The organism is Ferrovibrio sp., assembly GCF_025869515.1.
Classification (GTDB): Bacteria; Pseudomonadota; Alphaproteobacteria; order Ferrovibrionales; family Ferrovibrionaceae; genus Ferrovibrio.
The window spans coordinates 1-6,975 of sequence record NZ_JAOZVR010000071.1; the positions used below are offsets into that span (position 1 = coordinate 1).

The window sequence follows — 6,975 nt, forward strand, 5'->3', positions numbered from 1 at the left end:
TTCGCCCCGGTGTCAGTTTTCGGGGCGAGGGTCTGCTTGGTGTGGGAATGGGCGGCAGTGCTCACGGTAAACTCCTTCGGGCATTCTTGTGGCGGGCCGACTGATACGCTGCCGCCCTGATGTCGGATCATTCCGGAGGGTTCGGGTTTCAGTTCACCCGGCGCGCCTCATGCGGGCTGTCGAGCGAAAAGGCCGGGATCGCCACGTCGAACTGCTCGCCGGCCTCGGTCACCATCTGATAGGTGCCGACCATGAAACCCGACGAGGTGGGCAGCGGCGTGCCGCTGGTATATTCAAAGCTGTCGCCCGGCGCGAGCACCGGCTGTTCGCCGACCACGCCGGGGCCGCGCACTTCCTGCACGCGGCCGCGCGCATCGGTGATCTTCCAGTAGCGGCTGCGCAACTGCACTGTGTCGGTGCCGCTGTTTTCGATCTTCACGTTATAGGCCCAGACGAAATAGCTCTCTTCCGGCGAGGATTGCTCGTCGAGATAGACCGGCTGGACCGTGACCGAGATGTCGTGCGTCTTCGTGCTGTACATGGCCTTTACCCCGACGTTTCGCAGGCCGCGACCCGCGCCATCGCCTTACCCAGAATATTAGGAGTCGTTGGCGGAATGTCCAGCCAAGCCGCTGGCACAGCGGCGTGATCGCCCTCACCGTTGTGTCGCATGGGTTGTGGAGTCCGCCATTGCAACCCGCCCCAAAAAGCAACGGCCGCCCCCTTTGCAGGGGACGGCCGCGCCGCAGTCGAATGACTGTTGGCTTACTTGCGCAGATAGATCTGCGCGTTGCGGTTCTCGTCGTTGCGGACGCCGTCGGCAGTCGGGACGCGCGGCTTCTCTTCGCCGTTCGCAACCGTCTGGATCGCACCGGAGCCAATGCCCTTGCCGCGCAGATAGGATGCGACGGCATCGGCGCGACGCTGCGACAGACGCTGGTTGTAAACGTTGCTGCCCGAGCGGTCGGCGTTGCCTTCGATGCGCACATTGGTCGAGCCGGTGGCGCGGAAGTCGGCCACGGCGCGATCGAGCACCTGCGCCGCAACCGGGCTGATGTCCGACTTATCGAAGGCAAAGAACACGATGTAGGTCTCAGGCGCACGCGGTGCCGGAGCCGGAGCGGGTGCCGGAGCAGCCGCCATCGGGGCCGGGGCAGGCGCCGGAGCGGCAACCGGCATCGGCTTGGCCGGCGTGCCGAACTTGTAGGTCAGGCCGAGCATGACGGTGTGGATCGAGTTGTCCGGCTCGATGGTGGCAGCGCCAGTGGTGCTGAGCTTGGCATCGCCGGTGTACATGTAGCGATAATCGGCCGAAAGCTGCCAGTTGCTGTCCAGCGCATACCAGACGCCGGCGATACCCTGCACGCCCCAGGTGTGATCCTGGTCGTCGCTGGTCACGCCGGAGAAGGTGATGTCCTGCGACGAGTAGCGCACCAGACCGGCGCCGGCGCCCAGGTAGGGGCTCCAGTTGCTGGTCGGCATGAAATCGTACAGGGCGTTGGCAAACAGCGTGTAGGCACGCAGGTCGCCGCCGGCATTGCCGGCACCCCATTCGCGCAGGCCGAACTCGCCTTCAGCGCGCCAGCCGGTACCGAAGTCGTAACCGCCCTTCAGCAGGCCGGCATAGCCGGTATCGAAGTCGATTTTGCCCGAGGGCGTACCCTTCACGTCGGCATCATCAATCCAGGTCGCACCGGCACCGATGCCGACATAGGGACCTTGCTGGGCCGACGCGGAAGCCGACACCAGAGCCGCAGCGGCGGCAGCGGTCAGCAGAGCGACACGAATCTTCATGCGAAATTCTCCTCAACAATAAATTTCTAGCCGCGCCCCGCGGCTGCGTACGCTTCAACCCGGAGCAACTATACCAGCGACCTAACGCAGCCCGCACGCCTTCATCCCGGAGGGTGAGGCGATAATGCCATGCTGTGGCATATTGGCAACAGATCAGCCCGCCTTTTCAAGCGCATGGGCGATATCCTCGAACAGGTCCAGGGGGTCTTCCAGACCCACCGAGAGGCGCAGCAGGTCCTCGCCGATGCCCAGCCGGGCCCGCTCCTCCAGACTCAACCTCTGGTGCGTGGTGGTAGCGGGGTGTGTGATGAGGCTTTTCGAGTCACCGAGATTATTGGAGATATCCACCAATTTCAGGGCATTGAGGAAACGGAAGGCGCCGGCTTTCCCCCCCTTCGTCCGGAAGGCCAGCATATTGCCGCCAGCGGTCATCTGCTTGCGGACCAACGCCGCCTGGGGATGGTCCGGGCGGCCCGGATACAGCAGGGCGGGTACATTCGTAGGCGCCGCCAGACCGGGGTGCCCGGCCAGCCGGTCGGCCAGTTTTGCCGCCGACTCCACCATCCGGCTGACCCGCAGCTCCAGGGTTTCGAGCCCCTTGAGCATGACCCAGGCGTTGAACGGGCTGAGCGCCGGGCCGGTATGGCGCAGGTAGGGTGTCAGTTCGTTGGCGATGAAATCCTGCGATCCCAGCACCACGCCGCCGAGGCAGCGCCCCTGCCCGTCGATATGCTTGGTGGCGGAATAGACCACGATATCGGCGCCGAGCTGCAGCGGCTTCTGCAGCACCGGGGTGGCGAAGACGTTGTCGACCACAACGCGGGCACCGACCTTGTGCGCCAGCGCCGCGACGGCCGGCACATCGACCACTTCCAGCGTGGGATTGGCCGGGGTTTCCAGAAACACCACGCGGGTCTTCGGCGTGATCGCGCGTTCCCAGGCGGACAAATCGGTGCCGTCGACCAGCTGGGTCTTCACGCCGAAGCGCGGCAGCAATTCCTCGACGATATAGCGGATCGAGCCGAACACGGCCCGTGCCGACACCACTTCGTCGCCGGCCTTGAGCTGGCACATCAGCGCGGCATTCACCGCCGCCATGCCGGTGGCGGTGGCGCGCGCGGCCTCGGCGCCTTCCAGCAGCACCATGCGCTGTTCGAACATCTCCACCGTGGGATTGCCGAAGCGGCTGTAGACGAAGCCGGGCTCTTCATTCCTGAAGCGGCGCTCGGCAGCCTCGGCGCTGTCATAGCGGAAGCCCGAGGTCATGAAGATCGCCTCGGAGGTTTCGCCGAAGCCCGAGCGCATGGTGCCGCCGCGCACCATTTGCGTGGCCAGCCGCCAGGATTTCTCGCTCTCGTTCTTGCTCATCGCACCCTCTTCCGGCCTGCCCCGCAGGCAACAAAAAACCCCGGCACCATTGAGGCCCGGGGTTTTTTGACAAACCGCCCGACCTCTTTAGCGGTTTGTTTTACGTGGTCCGCAAGCCGGTCGGCTCCAAATCACCACGACGCCACAGGATGGCGTGACAGCGTGATACGGCGCGGCGGCGGCGGCGTCAAGCGCGAAGCCGGCCGGTTGGCGGCCGGTTCGATCCCGTTGGATGCCCATTGGATCCCATGCGATCCAATTGGATCCCGTTCGATCCGGTTCGATCCCGTTGGCAGCCGGCAGAAACACGCGATTTCACATACAATCCTTTGATTTTCCTGTGTGTGATCATCAAAAACAGGGCCTGACGGCAGCGTCTTTCGAGATTATGGAAAATAACTGCCGCCAAGAGATAGGAAAATATAGCACATAATCCCGATTTGTTCAAATCGCTACGGGATGCAGGCCATCTCGGTCGTGCGGGACTGGAAGCCATCACGATAATCGCGTTCGCCGTTGCAGCTGACGATACTGGCCCGGCCGCCTGGCGTGCCGCTGAGATCGGACAGGTGCATGGTGCCGGCGGTTTCGACTCCGGCGCGGAAACAGCCCGACATCGCGAAGATGCTGGTGACATAACCCTTCACCAGATGGGTCTGGTAATGCCGCGAGGTGGCGCTGCAGGCGATCATGTTGCCGAAATTCTGGAAGGCCACGCCGGCATTGCCGGCGGCGAAACTGCCGGCCGACATCCAGTTATTCTCGAAGCCGCAATTCGACATCAGGGTGAAGCCGTTCGGGCAGTTGGCGCCCCAGCTGCCGTTTTCGAGGAAGTAGCAGCCGTGAAAGCCGGCATCGGTGGCATCGTTGACCATCAGACAGCCCACCTCGCGGTTCTGGCCGAAGACACAGCCATACAGGTGGATCGCCGACAGGATGCCGCCGCCGGTCGAGTTGCCCATGCTGAGGCCGTTCCGGTTCTGCCGGAAGAAGCTGTTGTCGATCTGCGATTCGAAGATGTTGCCGAGGATCTGGCAGCCGTCGCCGCCACAGCCTTCGATGAACACGTCGCGCAGGCAGATGTTGTAGAGGAAGACCGCCTGGTTATCGGCGCGCAGCACGAGGCCATGGCCTTCCTGCCCGTTGCCCCTGATCTGCAGGCCCTCGATCATGAAGAACCGCACCACCGCGTTGCTGATCACCTGCAGCAGCGGCGAGCCGTCGGTGATCGCCGACTGCAGGATGGCGCCATGCGACAGGATGCCGACATGGGCCGCCGAATCCTGGGCGAAGGCGATGTTGAGTGTCGCCGTCACCTTGTAGGTGCCGGGCGGAATGTCGATGAAGGTGCCTCCATTGGCCGAGACGCGATCGAGCGCGGCCTGGAGTGCGGCAGTATCGTCGGCGACGCCATCGCCGACAGCACCAAAATCGGCGACGGACAACATGCGCTTGGCGGGAGAGAGCAGAGCCATGACGGCCTCCTGTTGCAGGGTGGACAACAGGCGACAACACCGGAAGGCGGAGCGGGTTGCGGCGGGCTGCGAAGATCACAGCCGCCCTGCAGGATCACTATTCCTTGAACTCTTCCTTCTTGGGAATCCGGTTGAAGGCGATCTTGGCGCCCATGAAATCGGATTTGTGCCGGGGCAGCGGGCCGATGCGCACGGTGTCCTTCCTGTCGTATTTCTGGTTCAGCTTGTCCATGGCGCTCCACAGCTTTGCGCGTTTGGCCGCCGCAGCGGCATCGTCCTGCGCCAGGCCCGATGCGCCGCCGAACAGATCGAGCGTCACCTCGTCTTTCGGCACCAGGCCGGTGAGCCACATGCCGACCTTCATGTAGCGGCCACGCGGCTTTCCGGTTTCCCCCAGCATCTGTTCCCACAGCCGCGCGATGGCGGCGAGGATGACGAAATTGTCCTGCGTCTGCGTCAGCCTGAAATCCGCCGCCCAGCGCGTGTCGTCATCGAAGCGCACCTTGATGCCGAGATTGCCGGCGACGAAGCCCAGCCGCCGCAGCCGCGCGCCGCCCTTCACGCCGAGCCGGCGCAGGATCAGGCGGGCGGATTCGGCATCGCGGAACTGCGGCGGCAACACATGCTCGTGGCTGATGCTGCGGGTGGCATCGGTCTGGCTGTAGTCGCCGATGCCGCGCAGGCGCTGCACGAAGGCCGGGCCTTCCTTGCTGCCCCAGATACGCCGCGCGTCTTCGGGTTTCAGCGCCCACAGATCGGCGATGCTGGCGATGCCAGCCTCGTTCAGGCGCCGCTCCATATTGGGGCCGACGCCGGGCAGATCGCGCAGCACCAGCGGCAGGATGCGGCCGGGCAGTTCCTGCGCCTCGATCACCGTCAGCCCGTCGGGCTTCTGCATGTCAGACGCCAGCTTGGCGAGGAACTGGTTCGGCGCGATGCCGATGGAGCAGCGCACGCAGTCGCCGAGGGTGTCGCGCAGGCCGGCGCGGATGCGATGCGACAGCGCGACGGCATTCTCCTTCAGCCGCTGCGGCCCCATCAGCTCGCAGGAGACCTCGTCGATCGACCAGGTCTTGTAGACCGGGATATGGCGGTCGATCTCGGCTTCGATCAGGTGATGGAATTCGACATAACGGTCATGCCGCGCATTGACGATGGCGATGCCCGGGCATTTCTGCTTGGCCTCCCAGACCGGCGTGCCGGTCTTGATGCCGAAGACCTTGGCCTCGATGGAGGCGGCAATCGCCGAGGTGGTGTCGCTTTCCACCGGCACCACGATGACCGGTTTGCCGCGCAAGGCCGGATTGTCCTGCTGCTCGACGCTGGCGAAGTAGCTGTTCAGGTCGAGATAGAGGAAACGCAGCGACGAGGCCGCCCAGGTGGCGCGGGCGGCGGTATCGGCATCGGAACGGGGCGGCAGCGGCATGGGGGTGAGCTTAACCCGCCCCGGATGAATACGAAATAGGAACATGATCGCTGGCGGAGGCCGGTCCTATCATTCAAGACGTCACCCTTGGGCTTGTCCCAAGGGTCCATTGACGCTGCCACACGGGATGGACCCTCGGAATAAATCCGAGGGTGACGGCCTTTGGGTATCTAGGCATTCAGCGTCTCGAACAGGTCGCGCCAGTCCGGATTAGCCGCGGTAATCGTCCGCAGTTTCCATTGGCGCGGCCAGAGTTTCATCGTCTTCTCGCGCCGGATCGCCGCTTCGATACTGTCATGGGCCTCGATATAAACGAGGCACTTCAAACCATATCGTCTGGTGAAGCCATCAACGACGCCCTCACGATGCTCCCATGCCCGACGCGCCATGTCGCTGGTCACGCCGATGTAGAGCGTGCCATTGGGTTTGTTGGTCATGATGTAGACCCAACCGCCGGCCATGCCGCAATTCTACCGTCACCCTTGGGCTTGTCCCAAGGGTCCATCTGCGCGTTCCGAGGTGCGGAGGGTCGGGATGGACCCTCGGAATAAATCCGAGGGTGACGGTCTTTGGATATCTAGGCATTCAGTGTGTCGAACAGGTTGCGCCAGTCCGGATTGGCCGCGGTAATCGTCCGCAGTTTCCATTGGCGCGGCCAGAGTTTCATCGTCTTCTCGCGCCGGATCGCCGCTTCGATACTGTCATGGGCCTCGATATAAACAAGGCACTTCAAATCATATCTTTTGGTGAAGCCATCAACGACGCCCTCACGATGCTCCCATGCCCGGCGCGCAATGTCGCTGGTCACGCCGATATAGAGCCTGCCATTGGGTTTGTTGGTCATGATATAAACCCAGCCGCCGGCCATGCCACAATTCTACCGTCACCCTTGGGCTTGTCCCAAGGGTCCAT

Annotated in this window: 7 protein-coding genes and 1 riboswitch; all 7 genes read right to left on the reverse strand. The window is 63.4% G+C overall.

Annotated features, from left to right (window positions below; all coding sequences use genetic code 11):
• Positions 1-148: 148 nt before the first annotated feature.
• The 7 genes from apaG to OJJ21_RS11250 all read right to left on the reverse strand — a co-directional run bounded on the left by apaG (position 149) and on the right by OJJ21_RS11250 (position 6,931).
• Positions 149-541, reverse strand: a complete 393-nt coding sequence (gene apaG, locus OJJ21_RS11220; RefSeq protein ID WP_297686209.1) for a Co2+/Mg2+ efflux protein ApaG — start codon at positions 539-541, stop codon at positions 149-151.
• 224 nt (positions 542-765) lie between these two features.
• A complete protein-coding gene (locus OJJ21_RS11225; RefSeq protein ID WP_297686211.1) occupies positions 766-1,794 on the reverse strand; it encodes an OmpW family outer membrane protein in 1,029 nt (342 codons plus the stop codon).
• A 153-nt stretch (positions 1,795-1,947) separates the two neighbouring features.
• The gene (gene metZ, locus OJJ21_RS11230) at positions 1,948-3,162 is read right to left on the reverse strand and encodes an O-succinylhomoserine sulfhydrylase (protein WP_297686213.1); all 1,215 of its coding nucleotides are present in this window, start codon (positions 3,160-3,162) and stop codon (positions 1,948-1,950) included.
• 66 nt (positions 3,163-3,228) lie between these two features.
• Positions 3,229-3,310, reverse strand: a riboswitch (SAM riboswitch).
• A gap of 304 nt (positions 3,311-3,614) precedes the next feature.
• A complete protein-coding gene (locus tag OJJ21_RS11235; RefSeq protein WP_297686215.1) occupies positions 3,615-4,637 on the reverse strand; it encodes a glycosyl hydrolase family 28-related protein in 1,023 nt (340 codons plus the stop codon).
• 97 nt (positions 4,638-4,734) lie between these two features.
• Complete coding sequence (locus tag OJJ21_RS11240; protein WP_297686217.1) at positions 4,735-6,063, reverse strand: hypothetical protein; 1,329 nt, start codon at positions 6,061-6,063, stop codon at positions 4,735-4,737.
• Between the two features lie 170 nt (positions 6,064-6,233).
• Positions 6,234-6,524 (reverse strand): GIY-YIG nuclease family protein, encoded by a 291-nt coding sequence (locus OJJ21_RS11245; RefSeq protein WP_297686219.1) that lies wholly within the window; start codon positions 6,522-6,524, stop codon positions 6,234-6,236.
• 116 nt (positions 6,525-6,640) lie between these two features.
• Positions 6,641-6,931, reverse strand: a complete 291-nt coding sequence (locus OJJ21_RS11250) for a GIY-YIG nuclease family protein (protein WP_297686221.1) — start codon at positions 6,929-6,931, stop codon at positions 6,641-6,643.
• Positions 6,932-6,975 lie beyond the last annotated feature (44 nt).

Bases quoted from the DNA above. Each gene is read 5' to 3' on its own strand.
- apaG (WP_297686209.1), bottom strand. From the start codon at position 541: ATGTACAGCACGAAGACGCACGACATCTCGGTCACGGTCCAGCCGGTC.
- OJJ21_RS11240 (WP_297686217.1), bottom strand. From the start codon at position 6,063: ATGCCGCTGCCGCCCCGTTCCGATGCCGATACCGCCGCCCGCGCCACC.
- OJJ21_RS11245 (WP_297686219.1), bottom strand. From the start codon at position 6,524: ATGGCCGGCGGTTGGGTCTACATCATGACCAACAAACCCAATGGCACG.
- OJJ21_RS11250 (WP_297686221.1), bottom strand. From the start codon at position 6,931: ATGGCCGGCGGCTGGGTTTATATCATGACCAACAAACCCAATGGCAGG.
- OJJ21_RS11235 (WP_297686215.1), bottom strand. From the start codon at position 4,637: ATGGCTCTGCTCTCTCCCGCCAAGCGCATGTTGTCCGTCGCCGATTTT.
- OJJ21_RS11225 (WP_297686211.1), bottom strand. From the start codon at position 1,794: ATGAAGATTCGTGTCGCTCTGCTGACCGCTGCCGCCGCTGCGGCTCTG.
- metZ (WP_297686213.1), bottom strand. From the start codon at position 3,162: ATGAGCAAGAACGAGAGCGAGAAATCCTGGCGGCTGGCCACGCAAATG.